Source organism: Pedobacter psychrophilus (assembly GCF_001652725.1).
In the GTDB taxonomy this organism is placed as follows: domain Bacteria; phylum Bacteroidota; class Bacteroidia; order Sphingobacteriales; family Sphingobacteriaceae; genus Pseudopedobacter; species Pseudopedobacter psychrophilus.
In genome coordinates this window covers 719,522-741,707 of the sequence record NZ_LWHJ01000022.1, presented here as the reverse complement: position 1 = coordinate 741,707, position 22,186 = coordinate 719,522, and the positions used below count along the sequence as shown (strand labels likewise).

Here is a 22,186-nt window from a genome sequence, read left to right as displayed (position 1 = left end):
GCGTGTTAAAACGCCTAAATAATATAAAAACCTTTTGTTATCAACTAATTTAAAGCTATAAAACAATTTTTATCTTATTTCTAAATTTATCTCCAGCCCTTTGGTAAATTTTTATCTTTGCAAATGCAAGAGAAAATCCTGATCCTAGATTTTGGTTCGCAATATACCCAATTGATTGCAAGAAGGGTACGTGAGCTAAATGTTTATTGTGAAATCCATCCCTATAATAAAGTTCCAGAAATTGATGAATTAACCAAGGGAGTAATTTTATCTGGAAGTCCTTCATCTGTAAGAATGGAAGGCGCACCACAAATAGATTTTAAACAATTTCATGGCAAACTACCCTTATTGGGCGTTTGTTACGGAGCACAATATATAGCACAACACTCTGGCGGCAACGTTGCCCCTTCAGAAATTAGAGAATACGGAAGGGCAAATCTAGAATATATCCACACCAATAATCCTTTAATGAAAGAGTTGCCAACTCGCTCTCAGGTTTGGATGTCGCATGGAGATACAATTAAAGATATTCCGGCAGATTTTGAGATTATTGCCAGTACGGATAGCGTAAAAGTTGCAGCATTCCAGATAAAAAATAGCCAGACTTATGGCATCCAGTTTCATCTAGAAGTTACCCATTCTACAGATGGCAAGCAGTTGTTGCAAAACTTTTTGATAGATATTTGCGGTTGTGTACAAGATTGGACTCCTTTTGCTTTCGCCGAAGAATCTATAGATGCTTTAAAAGAGCAGTTAAAGGATGATAAAGTGGTTTTAGGATTGTCTGGAGGCGTAGATTCTTCTGTGGCAGCCTTACTTTTACACCAGGCTGTTGGGAAAAATTTGCATTGCATTTTTGTGGATAATGGTTTATTACGAAAAGATGAGTTTGCATCCGTTTTAAGTTCTTATAAAGATCTAGGTTTAAATGTTAAAGGTGTAGATGCCAAGCAAAGATTTTATGATGCTTTAGCAGGATTATCTGACCCAGAACTAAAAAGGAAAGCCATTGGAAGGGTTTTTATAGAAGTATTTGATGATGAGGCTCATCAGATTTCTGATGTAAAGTGGTTGGCACAAGGGACTATTTATCCGGATGTAATTGAGTCTGTTTCTGTAAATGGTGGACCTTCGGCAACTATAAAATCGCACCATAATGTTGGGGGTTTGCCCGATTATATGAAGCTCAAAATTGTAGAACCATTAAAATCTTTGTTTAAAGATGAGGTACGCAGGGTTGGAAAAGCTTTAGGTTTACCCGATGATATTTTAGGTCGTCATCCTTTCCCTGGTCCGGGTTTGGCCATCAGGATTTTAGGAGATGTTACCCCAGAAAAAGTAGATATCTTACAACAAGCCGATTATATTTATGTGAAGAATTTAAAAGATTCTGGCTGGTATGATAAAGTTTGGCAAGCCGGAGCGATTTATTTACCCATACAATCAGTTGGGGTAATGGGCGATGAACGTACTTACGAAAACGTGGTTGCGCTTAGGGCGGTAAGCTCTGTTGATGGCATGACGGCAGATTGGAGCCATTTACCATACGATTTATTAGCCAAAATTTCTAACGAAATCATTAATAATATAAAAGGAATCAACAGAGTAGTTTATGACATAAGCTCAAAACCACCAGCGACTATTGAGTGGGAATAAAAATAGTTTTAATCCCGTCATGTCGACGTTAGGAGAAATCTCATTAAGGTTTCATTCTAACTGACAAATGATGTTTCCTTTTTAGATAATCGTTAGTACAAAAAACATAATCCTCAAAATAAGGCGTAATTTTTGGTTACGATATATTTATTTGTTAAAATGAAATTTAGAATCGTAATTATATTAGCAATAGGAATGTTTTTGGGTGCTTGTTCGCCAAAAACAACGCCTGTTCAAAAAAAACCAATACCTTCAGAAACTCCCGATATTCCTCGACAAGAAAATCCTAAAACAGAAAAACCTATAGAAGAAAAACCAAAAATCATTAAAGAAGAAAAACCAGAAATGGTTATTTCTATGATTTTACCTTTCGATTTGTATAACTTCAATTATAAAACAGCTAGTTTAAATGATTTAGATAAAGCAGAGATTGCTATCGATATCTTTCAAGGATTTAAAATGGGGATTGATTCTGTTGCAAAAAATAATGGGAATATCAATTTTAAACTTCAGATTTTTGATTCTAAGGATGATCCCACCTCTTTAGGAGCTTTAGCTTCAAGGGCAACTATAAAAAACTCAGATTTAATTATTGGTCCTGTATTTCCAAGTGGGATTAAAGCTTTTTCTGTTTATAGTAAAAACATGAAGAAGCCAATGGTATCTCCTTTAGCAGCAAGTGATCCGATAATTTTCAATAATCCTTATTTAATTTCCGTTAATAATTCCTTAGATCAACATGCTTTTACAGCCGCTGCTTTCATCAAAAAAGAATTAAATCCTAAAAAAGTTTTGATTATTAGAAGCGGACAGGCAGACGAATATAAATATGTAGTTCCTTTTAAAAAAGGAATGGACAGTTTAGGGAAAGGCATACAAGTTTCCGAAATTGGGATCAAAGCAGTTGGCTACCCTAATGTATATAAATCGCTTAACCCTGTTGGATTAAACGTTATTGTGTTGCCGTCAACGGATCGGGTTTTTCTAATTACGTTACTAAATGAATTAGATAAACTGACTTCAAACTTTCAAATAGCAATTGTTGGACATCCCGGATGGGAGAAAGCCACATTTTTAGATGCAGATTTATTAGAGCGACTAAATACTTATATCACCTCTTCTTACCAAATAGAAAAAAACTCATCCAGAAGTGAAAATTTCATCAAATATTACCGTTCTAAATTTCAATTAAACCCTAGTGAATATGCTTATAAAGGTTTTGATATTGGTTATTATTTTGGAAAATTGATGGATAGACAAGGTAAAAATTTTATGGAAAATCTAACTAAAAACACTTTCGATGGTATTCATAATGATTTCCATTTTGTTAAGAATGCAAAATACGGCTACTCTAATATAAGCTTAATGGTGATGAAATATCAGTTTGGAAAACTAGAGAAAGTAGATTAGACATGAAGGCAATCCATCAACTATCAACTTTCCAAAACATCCTTTCTCAATATCCTCAAGAAGAACCTTTAAATCGTTTTTTAGCTGTTTATTACAAACAAAATAAACAAATGGGTTCTCGCGATAGAAAAATTGCAAGCCGACTAGTTTACAATTATTTTAGATTGGGCAATATACTTTCAGATTTGCCAAAAGAAGATCGTTTAACCATTGCAGAATTTTTATGCAATTCTATTCCCAATTCTTTTTTAGCACATTTTAATTCTGAATGGAATGCAAAAACTGAATTGCCTTTAAAAGAGAAAGTTGAAATTATAAAAACTGAATATCCAGGTTTTAACTTAGCTGATGTTTTTCCATTCCATCAGCATTTATCACCAGAAGTTGATCAGGAAGAATTTTATCTATCTTCTTTTATCCAGCCAGATTTATTTATCCGTATTAAAAAAGGAGAAGAAAAGCAAATTCAAAAGGTTTTGGCTTCCGCCGATGTTAATTACACTTTAATAGATCAACAAACGATAGCTTTCCTCAACGGTACAAAACTAGAGGAAATTCTCCCCGATAAGGGAAATTACGAAATACAGGATTTATCATCACAAAAAGTTGGCGAATATTTTATGCCCGATAAATGGGATAAATGGTGGGATTGCTGTGCAGCATCTGGTGGTAAATCTTTAATGCTTCATGATCAGCAACCTGATATTAAATTGCTTGTTAGTGATAACAGGGAATCCATTTTAGAAAATTTACAACATCGTTTTGCGCTAGCAGGAATTAGAGGATATCAACGAAAAGTTTTGGATTTAACACAAAACAATAATCAGGTTCTACATGATTATGCGTTTGATGGAATCATTTTAGACGCTCCTTGCAGTGGTTCTGGCACTTGGGGGCGTACTCCAGAAATGATCGCTCAATTTGCAGAATATAAAATCAAATTTTATAGCGAATTACAATTTAAAATTGCTGCCAATGTGATACCATATCTTAAAGTTGGTAAACCTTTAATTTACATTACCTGCTCTGTTTTTAAAGAAGAGAATGAGGAAAAAGTTGCCAAACTTTGTAAAGAATTTGACTTAGAAATAGAAAGTGAGAAATTGATAAAAGGTTACCATATTAAAGCGGATACACTTTTTGTAGCAAGGTTAATTAAGAAATAGAAAGTTTTACTGCTTCTTCAAAATCTTCTTTAATAAATATCCATTCTTTATTTTTTAAACAGATGGGAGTTAAATCATTCTCGGCTTCATTAAAATTTGTAAAATTTTTTCTAATCAAATCTTTATCATGAGTCCATTCAAATCTTTGACGATGTAATTCAATCATTTTATCAATATCGTATTTAGATAAAACCTCATGTAAATCCCAAAAATCTTTCTTCCTTCCCCCTCTTTGTATGATATCTACTTTCATAGCTATAATTTCCTCTAAACTTGCTATTCTTAATCCGTCATCTTCAATTGAATTTTGAAAAAACGGATCCATTGAATAATAAATATCAAGTTTTACTACCTCATTCGCAGATTTGCCAACAAGATAAGATTTGCCAAGTCCTGGATTTCCTCCAAAGTCACCAAATACATAAGAAAATCTTTTTTTTAGCATTGCATCAATTTTATCAAAATTTATTGAGCCATAATTAGCATCTGTAAAAAGATCTATGTCAACGGACATTCTATGCCCAAGATGTAAACTCATCCCTGTTCCACCCACTAACCTAAATTCATTTAGTTCCTCCGCTTTCATTAAAGAAACCAGCGTATCTCTCAAAAGTGTTTCTACTGTATTCCAATAAAACATTTTAACTTATATTAAGATGTTGAAGGACTTTTAAAGATTTTTCTATGGTATCAAATCCAATAGTTTCTTTAACTTTTTTCAATCCATAAAATTTTATGATTTCGGCTTTTTCAATTTCGTTTCCTCGTTCAAAAACTCTTTTTATTATTGTTTTAAACTGTTTATCCCAATTTATTTTATCAAAATCAGTATCCCAAAATAGAGCTTTTCTAAATAATGAAAGATTTGGAGAATTTAAGTTTTCTATTTTTAGCTTTTCCTTTTGTATCTCATAATAAGCTTGCAAAACAAACATTGTCCCTTCTGAAAGATTCAATGCTTTATCAATTTTAAGGGATAGACCCGAAGTAATACCACGCCTTCCTTTAGTTATTTCGTTTAAAGTTTGCGGATATTCTTCCAAAATAAGAGCAAATGGAGCTTTTCTTAACTTTCTTTTTTTGAGTTCTCTTTCTAAAATAATTCCTGGGTGAATTCCTTTATATTTTTCTATCAGAGTTTCCATTATCAAATATAAACAAATTTGTTTATAAAATTTTTAGTTATAAATTATAGTAAGTTTTAGATGGATTTAAAATTTAAGCATAAAAAAAGCCTTTCTAAAAATTTAGAAAGGCTTTTAAAATTTAAAGGGCGGACGATGGGGCTCGAACCCACGACCCCCGGCACCACAAACCAGTGCTCTAACCAACTGAGCTACGACCGCCATTTGTTTTAGTGGAGTGCAAAAATAAGTTATTAATCAAACTATGCAAACTTTTAATTTCTTTTTTATTGCTCATAATCGTATTTATTTGATTTCATGAGCAATACAAATTAATAGTTCCCAAAATTGCCTAAATTTTTATATTCGTAAATGATTTCAATTTTTACGGATGGTGCAGCAAGTGGTAACCCAGGACCTGGAGGTTATGGTGTGATTTTAAAATCGGGAGATCATTATAAAGAAATATCCGAAGGATTTAGGCATACCACCAATAATAGAATGGAATTGATGGCTGTTTGTGTTGGACTGGAAAGCATAAAAAAAATCAATCAAGAAATTACCGTTTTCTCTGATTCTAAATATGTTATCGATTCTATTGAAAAAAAATGGGTTTTTGGTTGGGTAAAAAAAGGTTTTGCTGGCAAAAAAAATAAGGACCTTTGGTTAAGATATTTGCAATCCCATAAAATACATCAAGTAAAATTTGTTTGGGTTAAAGGTCATGCTGGCCATCCAGAAAACGAAAGATGCGATGAACTTGCGGTCATCGCATCTAAAGGGAAAAATTTAAATATCGATAGTGTTTTTGAAATGGAAAATAAATCTCAAAAATTGCTTTAAACAGTTTTAGAAATCTCTCTTGGCGAATATTCTGCCATAAATTCTTCGGCTTTTAACACCATATCTTCCGATCCTATAAAAATAGATTCTCTTTGGTGTATTTCTGTGACTTCTATATCTAAAATCCGATCATAACCATTTGTAGCCCTACCTCCTGCTTGTTCAATAATAAAAGCTAGAGGGTTACACTCGTAAACCAATCTTAACTTTCCATGTGGTGCGCTTGCCGTAGTTGGATAAATATAAATACCACCTTTTATTAAATTACGGTGCAAATCTGCTACCATAGAACCAATATATCTGGAAGTGTAAGGGCGTAATGTTGCATCATCTTCTACCTGGCAATATTTAATATATTTTTTTACTCCTTCAGGGAAATGAACATAATTCCCTTCATTCATACTGTAAATAATTCCGCTTTTTGGAACTTTTATTTCAGGATGCGACAAACAAAATTCGCCAATAGATGGGTCTAAAGTAAATCCGTTTACACCTTTACCCGTTGTATAAACCAACATAGTTGATGAACCATAAACAATATATCCAGCCGCAACTTGCTCTGTTCCTTTCTGTAAAATATCTTCTAACTGACCAGGACCTTCTTTAGATTTTCTCCTATAAATAGAAAAAGTTGTTCCTACGGCAACGTTAACATCAATATTTGATGAACCATCTAAAGGATCAATTGCAACTGCATATTTAGCATTTTTAGAAACCGTTTGGTTTAATAAAACCACTTCCTCATTTTCTTCGGAAGCTACCAAACAGCATTCGCCACCAGAACTTAGTGCTGATATAAATTGCTCATTTGCATAAACATCCAAAATCTTTTGTGCTTCTCCTTGTACATTTATACTCCCAACCTCACCTAATTTATCGGTTAAGCCAGCTTTATTTATTTCTCTATTTACCACCTTGGCGGCGATACCTATGTCTCGTAAAAGTCTTGATAATTCGCCTTTGGCATACGGAAAATCCGCTTGTTTCTCAATAATAAATTGTCCTAATGTTTTCAAATGATTTTACTTAGTGTAATTAATACGCTATCTATCAGCTAATTCTATGGCCTCTAATGTATGTATTTTTTTTTCGGATATGCAAAATCTTATCAATGTTCTTGTTTTATGCCAGCCATGTTTTCCCGCTGCACCGGGGTTTATATGCAAACATTGTATTTTCTTATCATAAATTACTTTTAAAATATGCGAATGCCCGGATATAAAAAGTTGTGGTGGCTTAGTGTAGATTTCTGCTTTAACTTTTGGGGCGTATTTATCTGGGTAACCACCAATATGAGTTATCCAAACATCAACATCTTCACAATTAAATCTTAAATTTTCTGGGTAAACTTGTCTGATATCAGCTCCATCAATATTTCCATAAACGCCTTTAAGCGGTTTAAAAGCAGCTAATTTATCGGCAAGTTCTAAAGTCCCGAAATCGCCAGCATGCCAAATCTCATCACTATCATCAAAATATTTAAAAACTGCATCGTCTAAATAACTATGAGTATCAGATATTAAACCTATTTTTTTCATTAAAATATGGTAAAAAAGTTTTTGAGTAACGCTTGATATTGTAATGAATATACGCTTTGAGAAGAGTAGATACAAAAATCCTCGAAAATTAATTCTAAAGGTTTTTCATCACTAAAGCTGATGATATGCCTAATGTGGGCCTTATCTGGATATGATTTTATCTTGATGCAATTGATAGGAAATAGATGATAAGAAGGAGCTAAATTTTGAAGCATCAAAGAAATATCTATAGGTACAATTAAAGTCAAATTCCCAGAAGGGTTTAAATGGTTTTTTGCTTTTGATATTAAATCGATAAAAAATTGCTCGTTGGTGTGTTTAGAAATATTATTATTTGCCTTCGGCGATTTTAATGCGTTTAAAAAATAAGGCGGATTAGAAACAATTAAATCATATTTTTTTGATGGATTTAGATCGAAATATTCTAAAAAACTATGATGATGAGCTTTTAATTGTTGATGAAATAAAGAATTTTCGAAATTCTGATTTGCTTTCTCAAAAGCTAAATGATCAATATCTATGGCATCAATTAGAATATCATGAGAACGTTGCGCCAACATTAAAGCGATAACACCTGTGCCAGTGCCTATATCCAAAACCGATTTCACATTTTCTAAATTTGCAGATGCACCCAATAAAACGCCATCCGTATTAATTTTCATCGGGCAGTTTTCTTGATCTATTACAAATTGTTTGAAATGGAAGAGGGACATTGGATTTTTTTTGAAGGATTTGTGTTTAACGGTTTGCAGGTTTAAGAATTTGCGGAATTACTTGCAGAACCTTTGTCAACCTGAGATGAAGATAGTAAAAAGAGGTGAAGAAATTTAAAGCAGTCGCCCCGCAATTTTTTAAACCTGTTGTTAGCTGTAGGTTTTTATTAGTCGATTAAAAAGTAAATTAAATATGTTGAAATTTAAAAGTGATATAGAAGAAATTAAATTTTACAACGTAGCAACTATGATTGTTTTATGTATTTTATTAATTCTAAAAGTCCTAAACCAATTCCAATGAATAAACTTATTCTTGCAAACCATTTAGTATATGGATATTCTTTTAATAGTTTTTTTGCTAATTCAAGGTCGGTTTTTGATTTTTCAAAGTCTAAGATTTCTCTTTCAGATTTTAATTTTAGACTTTCTTTTTCGATTTCTAAATGTTTAATCCATCCGCCTTCATTAATAACTTCATTACCAAATTTGGTCGGAGCAAAAATTAAAGAGTTGTCGTATGGTTTGTATATTAACTTAAGTTCAGTCATTAAATATATTATTGAACTCCTTTTTTCCTCAGGCATAATATATTCATTGGAAGAAGAAATTTTTTTTAATAATTCGTCAACATCTTTATCGTTCATTGTAAAGAGATTTAGTTGGGTTAAACTTACAGCTAACGTTTTGCTAATTTGCGCAGAAATGGCATTGCTTGCAAAACCATTGTCGCATTGCACTAAATTAAGTAAATAACTGATGAATTAACGTAAACCACTGTCAGCCATTTTTGTGCAAATTTGCTGTTAGCTGTAGTTTTATTTAATGCTTAACTCTAATTGATTTGCAAATAAAGAAATTTTTGAGTCGTTAGTTTCAAACTTAAATTTGTTTTCTTCAATTCTTAAACCATAAATATTTCCCCAATCTTTTTCGCTTTCAGAGTCAATTGAAGGTTTAAAGTCCTTCAAACTAATAATTCCGTTCAATTGTTCGACTTCTTTAAATTTTATTTGTCCTTTTTTGTAACAAGTCCATTCATTTTCTTTCGGTTTACTGTAATATTTGCTTTCTGGCCAAATACTAAATTCCAAGTCGATTATTAATAGAGATTTATTTTCAAAATATTCAATTCCTAAAAGCCAACTATCTTCGAGGTCAATTCCTTTTATATGAATTTTTCCATTTTCGGAAATTATTGTGTCTTCTGGCAGTTCCATAAAAATTACAGCTAACTTGTATATATCGGGGGTTTAATAACTGATTATTAACACTAAAATCACAAAATCAGATTTAAAAAATCACTCCCTCCCCTACTTATAATTTCTAAACCAGCTATTTATTTTAAGTTGTATTACCCCTAAAAAAGCTTCTTTAAAAATACCGGAACTCATTTTAGAGGTTCCTTCGGTACGATCTGTAAAAATAATGGGGACTTCTACTACTTTAAAACCATGTTTAATAGCAGTAAATTTCATTTCTATCTGAAAAGCGTAACCTACAAATTTAACTTTATCAAAATTTATGGTTTCTAACACTCTTTTTTTGTAGCATTTAAATCCTGCGGTTGCATCTTGAATGTCAATTCCTGTAATAAAGCGTACATAAACAGAAGCAAAATACGACATTAAAACTCTGCCCATTGGCCAGTTTACAACATTTACTCCTTTAATATATCTAGAACCTATGGAAACATCTGCACCTTCTACACATGCACTTCTTAGACGAATTAAATCTTCTGGATTATGAGAAAAATCGGCATCCATCTCAAAAATGTAATCATAATCATGGGCTAAAGCCCATTTAAAACCATGGATGTAAGCAGTACCTAAACCTAATTTTCCCTTTCTTTCTTCAATAAATAAATGGCCGTTATATTCCCCCTGCAATTGTTTCACTATTTGCGCAGTTCCATCGGGCGAACCATCATCAATTATTAAAATATGGAAAAGATGGGGCAAAGAAAAAACCTTACGAATGATTTTTTCGATGTTTTCTTTTTCGTTGTAAGTGGGGATGATGACTAAGCTATCGGGCAAAATGGTGATTTTTATTAGCCAAAATTACAATTATTAATGAATACCATGCATCCACTTGTTTAATTTTGGAGTAAGTAATAAAAGTAATATCGCAAAACCGCCAACTACAAACACTCCCCAAATTAAATAAGTGTTGGTATAATTAACTAAAGTTTGTTGTGGTGATAAAGTCTGCGAACCTCCTTTTGATGCGGTTAATGTACCTATAACGCCAGCTAATTTATTTCCCAAAGAAATGGATAAAAACCAGGCGCCCATTACAAAACCAACTATTTTAGCAGGAGAAAGTTTTGTAATCATTGATAATCCGACTGGAGATAAACACAACTCGCCCACGGTTACCAAGAAATAAAGTACTGCTAAAAAAGCCATTGGAACCAAACCTTGAGCATTTGCAAAAAACTTTCCTCCTAAAACTATCACTAAGAATCCTGCTGCCAGGAAAAATAAGCCCAAGAAAAACTTCATTGGCGTACGAGGTTCTTTTCCTTTTTTATTTAAGGTAATCCAAATCCAGGAAAATAAGGGTGCTAAAACCATGATAAAGAAAGGATTAAAACTTGTGAATAACGAAGAAGGAATTTCACTGCCGCTAATTATCCTATCAATATTTCTATCTGCAAAAAGTGTTAAAGAACCACCCGCTTGTTCAAATAAAGCCCAAAATATGGCGTGGAAAAAAAACAATACAATTACCACTAACAAACGGTGGCCAGCAACTTTATCTGGGTTTCTTAATGCCTCATAAAGTAGATATCCAATAATGATGATACTGATTATCAACATCAAAGTACTCATCAATTCGTTTTGATCCAATAAAAATGCACAGATAGGAATCATGATCAATGTTCCGATGAAAACCACAGCATCCCAACTTAAACCCAATGGCTTTTTAGTTTTAAACTCAATAACATCAGGCTTTAAGCCAGTATCTTTCCCCAGAATTTTACCGCTTAGTAAAAAGACTGCAACACCTAAAGCCATCCCAATACCTGCTAAGCCAAAACCATAGTGCCAGTTAATTTGCTGACCAACGTATCCACAAGTTAAAGTAGCTAAGAAAGAACCAATGTTTACACCCATATAAAAAATGGTAAAAGCACCATCCTTACGTGGATCATTCATTTCATAAAAAGTACCTAAATAGCTAGAAATATTAGGTTTAAAATAAGCGTTACCAACTATAATTAAAGCTAATGATGCAAAAAACAAAAGGTTGCTCCCTTCAAATGCTAGCATAAAATGTCCTAGCATCATCAATATCCCACCAAAAACAATTGCTTTTTTAAATCCGAAAATCTTATCGGCAATAAGCCCTCCAATTACAGGAAAAAGATAAACCATAGCAGTATAAGAACCATAAATGCTTAAAGCTTTTACATCAGCACCTTGCATTCCTTTAAAAAGCACATTTACCATATAAAGGGTAAGCAAAGCTCTCATGCCATAATAGCTGAAGCGCTCCCACATTTCTGCAAAGAAAAGCACAAATAACGCTTTAGGATGCGTTTTTTTATTTGTAAGAATAACTATAGGAACCCAAATTAATACAAAAATCCACCCTATAATTAGGGTGTACATTGCTATATCCATAGATAATAAATTTTATTGAACTTCTATTTGTTCTGTATTTTTTAATGGATTTTTCATAGTTTCTTCACTAAAATCCTCCGCCCCATGAGCGAGTCTTTTTAGTGGTTTTAAAAATAATAAAACCAAAATCCCGAAGATGGTACAAAAAATAGCGATGCCTGTAAATATCTCCAATTCGCCTGCTGTTTGAGACCATTCGCCAACCCAACCTGCTACATAATTACCCATTCCGGTTGCTGCAAAATAAGCTCCCATCATTAAGGAAGCATATTTTAAAGGTGCTAGTTTGGTAACATAAGAAAGCGCAACTGGAGAAGCACAAAGCTCGCCAACGGTATGAAATAAATAAGCTAGAATTAACCAATACATTGCAGAAGAACCATTTTCTTGATATTGCATGGATGCAGCGGTCATGAATAAAAATCCCCATCCCATTATGATGATACCAATAGACATTTTTAGAATTGATGAAGCTTCTTTTCCTTTTTTCTTTCTGTTGTACCAAAAAGCAGCTATGGTTGTGCCTAATGTAATAATGAAAAATGAGTTAACCGATTGAAACCAAGGAGCAGGAACCTCGAAATGAATAAAATCTAAAACTCGATCGGTTTTTTCACTCGCATATAAATTCATTAAACCGCCGGCTTGTTCAAACGCTCCCCAAAAAACGATTATCATTACAAAAGATAAAAACATCACAATCATCCTGTCTTTTTCTATTTTGGTTAACGGTTTATTTACTGCTAAACGTTCTGCTTCTGGTAATTGCTTTGTTGCTTCTCCTATCCCAACTAAATATTTTTGTCCGTATAAAAACACCAGTTGACCAATTGCCATTCCAATTCCGGCTAAACCAAAACCAAAATGCCATCCGTAATTAACACCTACCGAGCCTACTAAAACCCCTGCTATTAAAGCCCCAACATTAATTCCAATGTAAAAAATCGTAAATCCCTTATCTCGTCTATCATCGCCAGCTGCATATAAACCACCTACCATTGTAGAGATATTTGGCTTTAAACATCCAACACCGGCAATAATTAATGCAATACCTAAATAAAATGCCCATTCTGCTTGTACTGCTAAAATACCATGGCCAGCTACTAAAAGCCAACCTCCTAGCATCACTGTTTTCTTTTGTCCTAATAGTTTATCTGCTAAAATACCACCCGGAATAGAAGCTATGTAAACCAATGCAGTATAAATTCCATATAGACTTAAAGCTTCTACTTTTGTCCACCCAAAACCTGGATTTATATCTGTTGTAGAGGCTACTAAAAACAAGACTAACAAGGCTCTCATGCCATAATAACTAAATCTTTCCCATAACTCTGTAAAAAACAGGATGTAAAGACCTACGGGATGGCCAAAAAGCTCTTTTCGATTTTCCATATGATTATTTAATGTATATGATTTTTATTTGGGATTAAATTCAAGTATAATTAAATTTTTTAAAAGATAACGTTTGAGGGATGTTTTTAACATAAAAAATTTGATATGCAACATTTGTAAAAAAAGATAGTTAAAAGTTATCATCTAAGCCTTTACCATGAGTTTCAAAAAAACATTACTTTCTATCTTATTTTTTATTCCGTTTCTATCTTTTGCACAAGTTGAAAAACCTGCTAAGACTTCAGAAATTTTAGTTAAAGAATTTAGAATAGAAGCTAAAAATATGGATGAACTTAAAAATTTTAATTGGGAAATGATTCCTGAAATGTTTAAGACAAATTACAAAACAGATAGCATTACGCTTTCTGTTTCTTATGCTAATAAAGATAACGTCTCAAAATCTAGCTCGAAAGTGATTAAATTCAATTACAAAATCAGTGGTAAAACAGAGGATATCTCTAAGTTGATATCAGCATCTAAAAGCGCTGTAAATAATTTTACCAGTGCAGTAAAAGATTAATTACTGTTTTTCTTTTATAACTGGCATTGTATTCTGACTATCCTTTGCAGGATCAATAAAAAGTTCATCGCTTATTTCAGGTTGATTTTTAAGCTTTAAATTTTCTTGATAAACCCATTTGCCAGATTTAAATTTATAGCCATCATATGAAGCATCTGGAGCATATAAATCTGTCATCCCTTTTAATTGGTCTGATGGTGCTACTAAATGATCAAAAACAATCAGTTTATCATTTTTAACATATTTAAGCATCATATCTGCATCTTTTGTATAATCGAAAATTACCCTAGCATGAAAATCGTTTGGTTTTTTAGTGTCTTCTAATACATGATTTCCGAATAAAGGAGTTCCACTATTAAATGATAAAGTTTCTAAAACTTTTGCATTAGATTGCAGCGTTTTCCCTTTCCATCCAAATAAAATATAATACGGATTTTTGATTCCTAAAACCGGCAAAATTTGATAATACACAGAACCGTACCACTGGTTTGTTTGTAAAGTAGTATCGGCAATGTTTGTGGTTAATTTTAAATTTTGAGTGTTGTCTACCAAAGGATAAAGCTCTAATTTTTGAGGATTATTAACTTGTATTGCACCATAATAACGATAATCGCCATTATCTAATTGAGTAAACCACGAGAAAATCCTAAACTTATTATCGTCAGATTTTTTGATTGATATGAAACTAGAAAGCTGATTATATGGATTTGAAAATGAGTTCTTTTCTTTTAAGGAATTCACAAACATTCTTATGAAATCATAGTTCGCCCTGATTCTGTTTGTTTCTATAGAATCACTTGTAAATTGGGTTCCTAATATTTTTAATGAATCTTCTGCCAAAGAAATTTTATTCTGCGAAAAGCAGAAAAAAGATTGAGCTGTAAGAAAAACCAACAATAAAAATTGCTTCATAAAATGTATTAACGCATATTTTCTATTACAATTGCACTTGCACCACCGCCTCCATTACAGATGCCAGCAACGCCTAATTTAGCATTATTTTGGTTTAAAACGTTTATTAAAGTTACGATGATTCTTGCGCCAGAAGCACCAAGAGGATGTCCCAAAGAAACCGCACCACCATTTACGTTTACCCTATCAACACTTAAATTTAGTTCTTTATTATTTGCTAAAGAAACCACCGAAAAAGCTTCGTTTATTTCATAAAAATCTATTTGGTCTGATTTCAATTGTGCTTTATTTAAAGCTAATGGAATTGCTTTTGATGGTGCTGTGGTAAACCATTCAGGCGCTTGCTGAGCATCGGCGAAAGCCAAAATTTTAGCTAAAGGTTTTATTCCTAATTCTTCTGCTTTTTCTTTACTCATTAAAACCAAAGCCGCTGCACCATCATTTAAACTGGATGCATTGGCGGCGGTAACTGTTCCATCCTTTTTAAAAACAGGACGTAAACTCACTATCTTATCAAATTTAACATTAGCTGGCTCTTCATCTTCAGTAATTTGTGTGATGTTACCTTTTTTATCTTTCAATTCTAAAGCAACAATCTCTTCTTTAAATTTTCCTTCTGTTATTGCTTTTTGAGAACGTTTATAAGATTCAATAGCGTAGGCATCCTGTTCTTCACGAGATATGTGGCAATCAGTAGCACAAAGTTCTGCAGCAGAACCCATGTGATAATCGTTATAAACATCCCATAAACCATCTTTAATTAAACCATCGGTCAATTGTCCGTGACCTAGTTTATATCCGTTTCTGGCTTTATCTAAATAATAAGGGACATTGCTCATACTTTCCATCCCACCAGCAACAATAATATCTTTATCGCCTATGGCAATACTTTGAGCAGCCAACATCACGGCTTTCATTCCGCTTGCACAAACCTTATTAATTGTTGTATTTGGAACATCAGGCAAACCTGCAAATTTAGCCGCTTGTGTTGCCGGAGCTTGACCTAAATTAGCAGACAGTACGTTTCCCATTAAAACTTCTTGCACATCAGCAGGTTTAATTCCTGCTTTTTCAACCGCAGCTTTTATAGCAAATCCGCCTAATTGTGTTGCTGTAAATGAGGCTAAACTTCCACCGAAACTGCCAATAGGAGTTCTTACTGCTGCTACTATATATACTTCTTTCATAAAGTTTTTGTAAAAATGTTTATTAACTGGATTTGCAAAATAATCATTTTTGACAAGTGATTGGTCAATAGAATGTTTTTATCATTGAAAATTTTGCTAAATAGCATAATGCTATGAACTAATAATTGATAATCGTAAAATAATATCTGAATGAAACCACCTGTATATCATTAAATAAATTGTTTTAAATTTGAACAAAATAAAACAGCTTGGCCAACATCAATAAAAATTCCCATAAGATTATCTACAGAAAATATACATCTGTAATAAAGTATGTTTTGATGGCTTTGAGTATCATCATCATCACTGCTGTTTTACCAAAACAAACCAAATTTAAATATGAATTTGAAAAAGGAAATGTTTGGTTACATGATGATTTAGTTTCTCCTTACAATTATCCAATTAGAAAAACTATTGAAGAGATTAAGGATGATAAAGAAAGTATTTTAAAATCTATTTTACCTGTTTATGAAATTGATAACCAAGTTTTACAAAATCAGGCAGATCAATACAGGGCTGATTTTGAGGCAAAATGGAAAAATGCAGGATTAAAAGATGATGCAAACAAAGTATTAAATTTTGATACTGGTTTTCAAATCCTCCAAAATATTTATCAAAAAGGAGTCATCGGTTTAAACAAAAAATATCAGAGAGATGGCGCCCAATATGTTATTTCGCTTTTAAAGAATAATTATGAAACTCAAGTTAGTACTGCAAGTTTATATACACAAGCATCTGCAACTTTAGAGGCTGGACAGGAATTAATCAATAAAAGAAATATTGAAGCCGATATTATTTTAGGAATTATTAAAGACAGGATATCTCCTAATGTTATTTATAACGAACGTTTAACAGACAAAATTGAACAACAAGCTATAGAAAATCTATCCTCTACAAGGGGAATGGTGCAAAAAGGCGAACTAATTGTTGCTAAAGATGCAAGTATTGACGAAGATACTTACCAGAAATTAGAGTCGTTAAGACTCTCTTATGAAGATAGTGCCACAAGACCAAACGATAGAAAATTAACATTAGTTGGCCAGTTTTTATTGGTATCAACTATACTATCATTGTTAATGTCGTTCTTGTTTTTATTTAGAAAGGATATTTTTGCGGATAACCGACAAATTTCTTTAATCCTGATTGTTTTTACAGGAATGTTGGTTTTTTTATCTTTATGTATAAAATTTAAACTCCCTAGTCTTTATTACATTCCGTATTGTATTGTTCCTATAATTATTAGAATTTTATTTGATACCAGATTAGCCATGAACATCCATTTGTTGGTGGTGCTCATTGCGAGTTTCTTTTTACCTAATAGTTTTGAGTTTGCTTTTTTACAGATTACAGCTGGGATGGTTGCCATTTACAGTATTAAAAACCTGGTGAGAAGAGAGCAATTCCTTCTTTCTGCCTTGATGATTTTGCTCAATTATTTTGTTACCTATCTGGGGATTTCTTTGATTAGAGAAGGAACAATTGATGCTATAGAATGGATAAAGTTTTTGCCTTTTTTATTTAGTGTGCTATTATCGCTTTTAGCCTATCCTCTAATTTATTTGTTTGAGAAGCTTTTTGGAATTACATCTGATATTACACTGATAGAATTAACAAATACCAATTCTAGCATATTAAGAGAATTGGCTTTTAAAGCTCCAGGCACATTTCAGCATTCTTTACAAGTTGCCAATTTAGCAGAAGCAGCAATTTTTAAAATTGGTGGTAACGGCTTATTGGTTAGAGCCGGAGCTTTATATCACGATATTGGTAAAATGGATAATCCTCAGTTTTTTATAGAAAATCAGAATAAAGGGTTAAATCCGCATGATAAATTACCTTATGAAGAAAGTGCCCAAATTATTATTAAACATGTTTTAAATGGGATTGAAATGGCAAGAAGACATAATTTGCCAGAAGTAATAGTAGATTTTATCAGAACACATCATGGTAATACACGGGTTGATTATTTTTATCAATCGTTTTTGAAAAATTTCCCTGAGAAGATAGTAGATGAAAATACTTTTCGATATCCCGGTCCTATTCCTTTTACCAAAGAAACAGCGGTATTGATGCTGGCAGATTCTGTTGAAGCAGCATCTAGAAGTTTAAAAGAACCGGATGCAGAAAGCATAAATACTTTGGTAGAACGTATTATTGAATATAAATTAGAGCAAAACCAATTAAATGATAGCAATATTACACTGAAAGAAATTGAGACTATCAAGCTGATATTTAAGACAATGCTGATGGGTATTTATCATGTAAGGATAGATTACTTGAAACAGAATTAAAATTTCTTTTTGTAGATATAAGCGGAATGCTATATTTGCAACCTCTTAAAGACATAGCTTTTATAAAACAGCATATTTTTAAGATATTGGAGAGATGCCTGAGTGGCCGAAAGGAACAGTTTGCTAAACTGTCGTACTGGCAACGGTACCGAGGGTTCGAATCCCTCTCTCTCCGCTGATATGATTATCAAAACACAACAAAAGCCTGCAAATCAAATGATTGCAGGCTTTTTGTTTTGGAAGCTTGTGTAAAATATGCAAATATTCTAACTCAGGTTATTAGGTAAACCACTTAAATTATTTACAGAAACCAGTCGCTGGACAAGTTAATGGAAAAACTGATTTTACTTCGCTAAGAACTCAATCTTATAAAGTCATAATTTCAATCAGGCAATTAAAAAATTAAACAGTTTTGCGGAAATGCCAGTTGTTCAATATTGGAAAAAAGCGATGGTTATTTCTAGAAATGAATCGGAACACTGCATAAAAAAAATTAAGGATAGGATGAATAATTATGCTGTTTTATGGTCGCAAAAATTATTAGCGGAAAAAGTTTAAGAAAGGTGCTACTATTCAATTATTATTTTCAAAAAAACATTAAAAAGTGAAACAGAAATCATTTACAAGATTAATGTTTCACTCTGAAACTAGGATTTACTGAAGAGGAACGAGACGATGTGTATAAGTTGTAAAACCAAGGAACGTATTGTCAATAGTTGCGCCATAAGGATCCTGTAAGCCTCTTAAATACCCAGTAGTAGCATTGGCATAATAACGATGAGCTAATTCAACGCTGGGATAAACCCTTTCTTTGCTACAACTATCACAAGGATTTTGATCTTTGAATGCCTGTTGCATAAAAGTAAAACCTTTCATTAATCTTTCTGTCCTATTGGTAAAAACTTCATTATTTCCCTGTATCCTATCAATTTCTGCGGCATAAGTTAAACCTGTAAGCGAGAATTGAAAATGGCCACAATCACCTCTTGAACAGAGTTCAGGCATATTTCCGTTAGAATCAATCACAGATACTATACTGTCTTGAATGATTTGTACTCCGCTGTCATAAACACTTCTGTTATCGAAATACACTCCAATTGCCATTTTTGCGTATCCAGCAGAAATTGCCCAATTTTGTTGATGACCAGAACCAACCACCTTATTTATATAATTATTTTTCAAAATGTTTAAAAATGATACAAATTGAGCTTGATTGGCTGTTGGCCAGTTCGCCGTATTTCCATTAACTGTATAATGCTTTATAATTTCGGCAGCTGCGGCAAAGCTTGGCGCCACCCATGAAGCTTCTAAATACGCTTGGCTAACACTAGTTCCGGATGCTGGAAGATATTTTTGGAAATTACTTGCCCAGCCATCTAATATAAACTTCGCATTGGTAGCATATTGACTGCTACCTGTTTTTGCCCAACGTAAGGCATAAGCATAAGCTAAAATTGCATTTTCTCTTATTTGAATTTCTGTAGGGGTTGTACCAGCCGCCTTAGCATAAACTATACTAGGAAAGCTAGTCGGCATACTACTATTATCTACGTAAGCGACTAAAGTGCTACTATACCAACTAAATCTGTCACTATTAGGATTATTTGCTTCTGTTCGGATAAAATCTAATGACTCCTTTGTATTTAATATTCCGGGATGAACAAATGCGCCAGAAGATGCTATTGATAAACTTTTATCAGCGTTTTGTGGATTAGCGTTATTAATTGATTTATCACTGCTTTTTATGCAACCAATTACACAAAGAGCTGGCAATAGTACGGTGATTATTAACCGAATCGCTTTTTTTGATTGTTTCATAATTTTAATTTTTTATTATTAATGCCTGATTTTATTAGTTTGGATTATAGATTGATTTAAAAAATAATAGGAAGTATTAATTATGCTTCCTATTATTTAAAATGTTTAAAATATTATTTGATTTGTGATACCTCTAATATTACCAATCAGTATTTTGAGTTAGTTTAGAATTTAACGTAAATTCTAATGCTGGAATTGGGAAGAGCACATCACGACTGGTTGCATTTTTATAGGCCAAAGAAGTAGCTACACGCCCTTGATAGGTTCCAATAGCGGCAACGGGCGCTAATGTATTAACAGTAATTTCCATATTTTTCATTGTTTCAAGGAAAATGCCCCAACGTACTAAGTCCAATTTTCTGAAACCTTCAAAACATAACTCTCTAGATCTTTCGTCTTTTAATGCATTAAAAAAAGCAAATTTATCTAAACTAGGTGTAAGGTTTGCATCTGAAGGATTAATTGCAATAATTGTAGCTGTTGCTGTAGCACCGGTTCCTGTTGTTCCTTCAAAAGTGATTGTAGGAACAGCTCCATAAAATGCACCTGGAGAAGAAATAGTTATGGTAGTAACTTTACCACCTGATACAGTAGCGTATGCAGTAGCAGAATTATTTATTCCCCCAGGTAGTGAACCTGAAGAAATTTTCACTAATGGTACTGTAGTATATCCAGAACCTCCGTTGGTAATAGCTATAGTGGCTACCTTATTTCCGGTACCTAAAGCTCTTCGTCTCACCATATTTATAGCATCATAGGCATCAGTTGTTGGACTACCGTTCACTTGGTTTTCTGCTTCGGCAAACATTAAGAGTACATCTGCATAGCGTAATAATGGCCAATTTGTATTACCGAAATTTTTAACCTGAGGTTTAGGTTGATAATCTCTACGCCATTTAGCAATAGGCCTACCCCAAACAAAGGTATTAGCATACGGAATAATTGGCCTTGCCCCTTGTGACGCTGTATAAGAAAATGGTCCAATCGCCCAATCTCTTCTCAAATCGCTACTATTAAAAGAATTAAACAAAGTACCTGTTGATGCGTAAGTACCTTGCATAAAACCTACATTATCTGTAGCATCAGTTGCATTATTTATAACTCCAATTGTAGATCCAAATCTCTCATACTCTCTTGATGTACCAGTATTAGTTCCAAAAAATTCAACTTCCCACATGCTTTCGTTTAAATCGTATCTATCAGCACTGTGGTTAATAAAAATCTGACGATAATCTGGATTTAATGAGTGCTTATTTGACTTCATACATTTTAATGCCCAATCTCTAGCTTGAGGATAATAAGTGGCGTCATTTAATCTTCCAGCGGCATATAAACAAACCCTAGCTAATATACCTTCAGCAGTAGTTTTTGATACTCTACCTGGATTACCTAAAGTAGTAACATCATACACTAAACCTTCCGCAGTAGTCATATCTTTAATTATAAATTTATAAATATCAGCCTGTGGAGTACGTTCTACATCTGTATTTTCAGGTGATTTTGTTGTATTTAATACAAGTGGGACATCACCCCAATAACTCACTAAAACAAAGTAATAATAGGCTCTCATAAACATTGCTTCACCTTTTATTGCATTTTTCACTACTACTGAACCTTCGGCTTTATCTATATTCTCTAATAAAGCATTTGCTCTGCCAATGCCACTATATATGGTTTGCCAACAACCTATATATCTACTATAAGCCGCATCAGTATTATATAAAGGTGTCGTTATTGCGGTTGAAGACCTGTACCACTCTTCATCGTTTGATCCAGGAGCTTCTATTGATAAAAATCGGGAATAAGTATGCTCATTAATATTACCCATTTCAGAATATACTGCCATAAGTGCAGTAGTAAGCTGAGTTTCGTTGGTATAATAAGTTTCTGGAGCTAAAAAATCAGTTGGGGCTGTATCTAAAAATTTTTCACAAGATGTTGCTAATGTGACGATAGCAAATATGGCAATAAAAATATATCTTTTCAT

The 22,186-nt window shown here is 33.0% G+C and carries 20 protein-coding genes and 2 tRNA genes; 7 read left to right on the top strand and 15 right to left on the bottom strand.

From position 1 onward, the window contains the following. Positions 1 to 123: 123 nt before the first annotated feature. The 3 genes from guaA to A5893_RS08115 all read left to right on the top strand — a co-directional run bounded on the left by guaA (position 124) and on the right by A5893_RS08115 (position 4,232). Positions 124 to 1,656 (top strand): glutamine-hydrolyzing GMP synthase, encoded by a 1,533-nt coding sequence (gene guaA, locus A5893_RS08125; protein ID WP_068822033.1) that lies wholly within the window; start codon positions 124 to 126, stop codon positions 1,654 to 1,656. A gap of 159 nt (positions 1,657 to 1,815) precedes the next feature. Beyond that, entirely contained in the window at positions 1,816 to 3,066 is a 1,251-nt protein-coding gene (locus A5893_RS08120) for an ABC transporter substrate-binding protein (protein WP_068822032.1), read from the top strand. Between the two features lie 2 nt (positions 3,067 to 3,068). After that, a complete protein-coding gene (locus tag A5893_RS08115) occupies positions 3,069 to 4,232 on the top strand; it encodes an RsmB/NOP family class I SAM-dependent RNA methyltransferase (protein ID WP_068822031.1) in 1,164 nt (387 codons plus the stop codon). On the opposite strand, the gene A5893_RS08110 is transcribed toward A5893_RS08115, so the two are convergent. The 3 genes from A5893_RS08110 to A5893_RS08100 all read right to left on the bottom strand — a co-directional run bounded on the left by A5893_RS08110 (position 4,222) and on the right by A5893_RS08100 (position 5,578). Further along, on the bottom strand, positions 4,222 to 4,872 hold the full coding sequence (locus A5893_RS08110; protein WP_068822030.1) for a nucleotidyl transferase AbiEii/AbiGii toxin family protein: 651 nt from the start codon (positions 4,870 to 4,872) through the stop codon (positions 4,222 to 4,224). The genes A5893_RS08115 and A5893_RS08110 overlap by 11 nt on opposite strands. 1 nt (position 4,873) lies before the next feature. Continuing rightward, complete coding sequence (locus A5893_RS08105) at positions 4,874 to 5,377, bottom strand: helix-turn-helix transcriptional regulator (RefSeq protein ID WP_068822029.1); 504 nt, start codon at positions 5,375 to 5,377, stop codon at positions 4,874 to 4,876. A 127-nt stretch (positions 5,378 to 5,504) separates the two neighbouring features. Then, positions 5,505 to 5,578 (bottom strand) — tRNA-His (locus A5893_RS08100). Positions 5,579 to 5,728: 150 nt separating this feature from the next. Between A5893_RS08100 and rnhA the strand changes: the two genes are divergently transcribed. Further along, on the top strand, positions 5,729 to 6,199 hold the full coding sequence (gene rnhA / locus A5893_RS08095; protein WP_068822028.1) for a ribonuclease HI: 471 nt from the start codon (positions 5,729 to 5,731) through the stop codon (positions 6,197 to 6,199). Here the strand turns inward: rnhA and fbp are convergent. The 8 genes from fbp to A5893_RS08055 form a co-directional block, all read right to left on the bottom strand. Then, positions 6,196 to 7,215, bottom strand: coding sequence for a class 1 fructose-bisphosphatase (fbp, locus tag A5893_RS08090; protein ID WP_068822027.1), 1,020 nt, complete (start codon positions 7,213 to 7,215; stop codon positions 6,196 to 6,198). The genes rnhA and fbp overlap by 4 nt on opposite strands. A gap of 27 nt (positions 7,216 to 7,242) precedes the next feature. Beyond that, positions 7,243 to 7,737: a metallophosphoesterase family protein gene (locus A5893_RS08085; protein WP_068822026.1), complete on the bottom strand. Its 495-nt coding sequence runs from the start codon at positions 7,735 to 7,737 to the stop codon at positions 7,243 to 7,245. Continuing rightward, on the bottom strand, positions 7,737 to 8,399 hold the full coding sequence (locus tag A5893_RS08080; protein ID WP_232456824.1) for a tRNA1(Val) (adenine(37)-N6)-methyltransferase: 663 nt from the start codon (positions 8,397 to 8,399) through the stop codon (positions 7,737 to 7,739). Before A5893_RS08080 ends, A5893_RS08085 begins: the two co-directional genes overlap by 1 nt. 296 nt (positions 8,400 to 8,695) lie before the next feature. Next, positions 8,696 to 9,094, bottom strand: a complete 399-nt coding sequence (locus tag A5893_RS08075) for a hypothetical protein (protein WP_157687526.1) — start codon at positions 9,092 to 9,094, stop codon at positions 8,696 to 8,698. Between the two features lie 171 nt (positions 9,095 to 9,265). Continuing rightward, positions 9,266 to 9,667: a hypothetical protein gene (locus A5893_RS08070; RefSeq protein WP_068822023.1), complete on the bottom strand. Its 402-nt coding sequence runs from the start codon at positions 9,665 to 9,667 to the stop codon at positions 9,266 to 9,268. A gap of 93 nt (positions 9,668 to 9,760) precedes the next feature. Further along, positions 9,761 to 10,486, bottom strand: a complete 726-nt coding sequence (locus A5893_RS08065) for a polyprenol monophosphomannose synthase (RefSeq protein ID WP_068822022.1) — start codon at positions 10,484 to 10,486, stop codon at positions 9,761 to 9,763. Between the two features lie 33 nt (positions 10,487 to 10,519). Further along, positions 10,520 to 12,079, bottom strand: a complete 1,560-nt coding sequence (locus tag A5893_RS08060) for a peptide MFS transporter (RefSeq protein ID WP_082911369.1) — start codon at positions 12,077 to 12,079, stop codon at positions 10,520 to 10,522. A gap of 12 nt (positions 12,080 to 12,091) precedes the next feature. After that, the gene (locus tag A5893_RS08055) at positions 12,092 to 13,471 is read right to left on the bottom strand and encodes a peptide MFS transporter (protein WP_068822021.1); all 1,380 of its coding nucleotides are present in this window, start codon (positions 13,469 to 13,471) and stop codon (positions 12,092 to 12,094) included. Between the two features lie 157 nt (positions 13,472 to 13,628). Between A5893_RS08055 and A5893_RS08050 the strand changes: the two genes are divergently transcribed. Continuing rightward, positions 13,629 to 13,991 carry a hypothetical protein gene (locus tag A5893_RS08050; RefSeq protein ID WP_068822020.1) on the top strand — a complete coding sequence of 121 codons (363 nt, stop codon included), beginning with the start codon at positions 13,629 to 13,631 and terminating at the stop codon, positions 13,989 to 13,991. Here A5893_RS08050 and A5893_RS08045 read toward each other — a convergent pair whose 3' ends face one another. Both A5893_RS08045 and A5893_RS08040 read right to left on the bottom strand, forming a co-directional pair. Then, the gene (locus A5893_RS08045) at positions 13,992 to 14,903 is read right to left on the bottom strand and encodes a hypothetical protein (RefSeq protein WP_068822019.1); all 912 of its coding nucleotides are present in this window, start codon (positions 14,901 to 14,903) and stop codon (positions 13,992 to 13,994) included. Between the two features lie 8 nt (positions 14,904 to 14,911). After that, positions 14,912 to 16,090 carry an acetyl-CoA C-acyltransferase gene (locus tag A5893_RS08040; protein WP_068822018.1) on the bottom strand — a complete coding sequence of 393 codons (1,179 nt, stop codon included), beginning with the start codon at positions 16,088 to 16,090 and terminating at the stop codon, positions 14,912 to 14,914. A 281-nt stretch (positions 16,091 to 16,371) separates the two neighbouring features. Here A5893_RS08040 and A5893_RS08035 point away from each other — a divergent pair, with 281 nt between their 5' ends. Together A5893_RS08035 and A5893_RS08030 are read left to right on the top strand one after the other, a co-directional pair. After that, on the top strand, positions 16,372 to 18,381 hold the full coding sequence (locus A5893_RS08035) for an HD family phosphohydrolase (protein WP_082911378.1): 2,010 nt from the start codon (positions 16,372 to 16,374) through the stop codon (positions 18,379 to 18,381). 88 nt (positions 18,382 to 18,469) lie between these two features. Next, positions 18,470 to 18,556: transfer RNA gene (locus A5893_RS08030), tRNA-Ser, on the top strand. A 479-nt stretch (positions 18,557 to 19,035) separates the two neighbouring features. Here the strand turns inward: A5893_RS08030 and A5893_RS08025 are convergent. Both A5893_RS08025 and A5893_RS08020 read right to left on the bottom strand, forming a co-directional pair. Further along, complete coding sequence (locus A5893_RS08025) at positions 19,036 to 20,199, bottom strand: alginate lyase family protein (RefSeq protein ID WP_068822016.1); 1,164 nt, start codon at positions 20,197 to 20,199, stop codon at positions 19,036 to 19,038. A 139-nt stretch (positions 20,200 to 20,338) separates the two neighbouring features. Further along, on the bottom strand, positions 20,339 to 22,186 hold the full coding sequence (locus tag A5893_RS08020) for a RagB/SusD family nutrient uptake outer membrane protein (RefSeq protein WP_068822015.1): 1,848 nt from the start codon (positions 22,184 to 22,186) through the stop codon (positions 20,339 to 20,341).

Excerpts from the sequence above, each read along its gene's own strand:
- A5893_RS08025 (WP_068822016.1), bottom strand. The coding sequence starts at position 20,199 with ATGAAACAATCAAAAAAAGCGATTCGGTTAATAATCACCGTACTATTG.
- A5893_RS08035 (WP_082911378.1), top strand. The coding sequence starts at position 16,372 with ATGGCTTTGAGTATCATCATCATCACTGCTGTTTTACCAAAACAAACC.
- A5893_RS08055 (WP_068822021.1), bottom strand. The coding sequence starts at position 13,471 with ATGGAAAATCGAAAAGAGCTTTTTGGCCATCCCGTAGGTCTTTACATC.
- A5893_RS08020 (WP_068822015.1), bottom strand. The coding sequence starts at position 22,186 with ATGAAAAGATATATTTTTATTGCCATATTTGCTATCGTCACATTAGCA.
- guaA (WP_068822033.1), top strand. The coding sequence starts at position 124 with ATGCAAGAGAAAATCCTGATCCTAGATTTTGGTTCGCAATATACCCAA.
- A5893_RS08115 (WP_068822031.1), top strand. The coding sequence starts at position 3,069 with ATGAAGGCAATCCATCAACTATCAACTTTCCAAAACATCCTTTCTCAA.
- A5893_RS08060 (WP_082911369.1), bottom strand. The coding sequence starts at position 12,079 with ATGGATATAGCAATGTACACCCTAATTATAGGGTGGATTTTTGTATTA.
- A5893_RS08105 (WP_068822029.1), bottom strand. The coding sequence starts at position 5,377 with ATGGAAACTCTGATAGAAAAATATAAAGGAATTCACCCAGGAATTATT.
- rnhA (WP_068822028.1), top strand. The coding sequence starts at position 5,729 with ATGATTTCAATTTTTACGGATGGTGCAGCAAGTGGTAACCCAGGACCT.
- A5893_RS08080 (WP_232456824.1), bottom strand. The coding sequence starts at position 8,399 with ATGAAAATTAATACGGATGGCGTTTTATTGGGTGCATCTGCAAATTTA.
- A5893_RS08050 (WP_068822020.1), top strand. The coding sequence starts at position 13,629 with ATGAGTTTCAAAAAAACATTACTTTCTATCTTATTTTTTATTCCGTTT.
- A5893_RS08120 (WP_068822032.1), top strand. The coding sequence starts at position 1,816 with ATGAAATTTAGAATCGTAATTATATTAGCAATAGGAATGTTTTTGGGT.
- A5893_RS08070 (WP_068822023.1), bottom strand. The coding sequence starts at position 9,667 with ATGGAACTGCCAGAAGACACAATAATTTCCGAAAATGGAAAAATTCAT.
- A5893_RS08040 (WP_068822018.1), bottom strand. The coding sequence starts at position 16,090 with ATGAAAGAAGTATATATAGTAGCAGCAGTAAGAACTCCTATTGGCAGT.
- A5893_RS08085 (WP_068822026.1), bottom strand. The coding sequence starts at position 7,737 with ATGAAAAAAATAGGTTTAATATCTGATACTCATAGTTATTTAGACGAT.
- A5893_RS08110 (WP_068822030.1), bottom strand. The coding sequence starts at position 4,872 with ATGTTTTATTGGAATACAGTAGAAACACTTTTGAGAGATACGCTGGTT.
- A5893_RS08045 (WP_068822019.1), bottom strand. The coding sequence starts at position 14,903 with ATGAAGCAATTTTTATTGTTGGTTTTTCTTACAGCTCAATCTTTTTTC.
- A5893_RS08075 (WP_157687526.1), bottom strand. The coding sequence starts at position 9,094 with ATGAACGATAAAGATGTTGACGAATTATTAAAAAAAATTTCTTCTTCC.